Source organism: Oleiphilus sp. HI0061 (assembly GCF_001635675.1).
In genome coordinates, this window is record NZ_LWFE01000774.1 from 1 (window position 1) to 808 (window position 808).

The window sequence follows — 808 nt, forward strand, 5'->3', positions numbered from 1 at the left end:
AGGAATAATGGCCAATACAAGCTTTGATTCAACAAAGGTTTTGGCTAGCGTATGGGCAATATTAAAGCTGCTGTTAGAAGCTGCTTTGCCGCCCGAATTTTGGCTCTTATCCATTACTTGGTCTCTGCACTATTTACTGAGGCATCGCTAGGTTTAAAGACCACTGGACTCCCATCTCTTAAGGAAGATGGCGGGTTAGTGATAACGATATCCGATGGCTCGAGGCCTGAGAGAACCACCAAATAACGTTGCCACTTCCGCTCAAAATTGACCGGCGTAAACACTGCTTTACCTTCATTGATTCGGTATACACCAAACACCCCCGCCCGCTTAATGATTGATGAAGAATCAACAAGAATCTGTTTTTCATAAGAGATAATGAAGTCCACCTGCCCTGATAAGCCGGCTTCAAGTTTGTAGGATTCAGGCAAAGCGAGTTTGATCTGAATGGTTTGGGTAATACGATCAACACTATTCACGATATGAGATATAACGGCTTTAACGGGTTCATCGCGCTTGTGAATTTTAATGTCATATTGGTCACCAATATTTAGAGTCTGCCCCCACTCTGCTGGCAACGAAGCCTCAAACTCCAAACCACCAATCGCTTCGAGTTGAAGAAGAGGTTTTCCAATAACAGCCAAATCCCCTTGATTCACCCAGCGCTTAATAACGCGTGCATCAATTGGACTATTGATGCGGTGATAAGGCTCCCGAGCAAGCTGCCTTTCCAGCTCACTCTGCGCTTGATTCAACTGAGTTTCCGCAAGATTGTGTTGCACTTTTGCCTTGCGAAGTTGTTCCACAG

General features: G+C 45.0%; 1 protein-coding gene. It reads right to left on the reverse strand.

The features are described from left to right. Window positions 1–113: 113 nt before the first annotated feature. Window positions 114–808: efflux RND transporter periplasmic adaptor subunit (locus A3735_RS09470; protein WP_231882517.1), on the reverse strand; the 695-nt coding region annotated here is incomplete at its 5' end.